General features: G+C 52.1%; 1 protein-coding gene. It reads left to right on the top strand.

The window, feature by feature from the left end; all coding sequences use genetic code 11:
• The coding region (locus HEN21_RS22660; protein WP_445297816.1) for a phage tail tip protein J-related protein at window positions 1-355 on the top strand (355 nt) is incomplete at both ends.

The raw sequence follows: 355 nt of genomic DNA, 5'->3' as shown, positions 1-355 counted from the left end.
AGCTGACGCCGGGCTATTTTCAGATAACCGCCACGCCGCATCTTGCCGTTTATGACCCGACGGTACAGTTTGAGTTCTGGTTCTCGGAAAAGCGGATTACCGATATCAGGCAGGTTGAAACCACAGCCCGCTATCTTGGTACGGCGCTGTACTGGATAGCCGCCAGTATCAATATCAAACCGGGCCATGATTATTACTTTTATATCCGCAGTGTGAACACCGTTGGCAAATCGGCATTCGTGGAGGCCGTCGGTCGGGCGAGCGATGATGCGGAAGGTTACCTGGATTTTTTCAAAGGCAAGATAACCGAATCCCATCTCGGCAAGGAGCTGCTGGAAAAAGTCGAGCTGACGGA

This window comes from Escherichia sp. 93.1518, assembly GCF_013368915.2.
GTDB classification, from domain to species: Bacteria; Pseudomonadota; Gammaproteobacteria; order Enterobacterales; family Enterobacteriaceae; genus Escherichia; species Escherichia ruysiae.
This window is presented reverse-complemented; position numbering and strand designations above follow the sequence as displayed.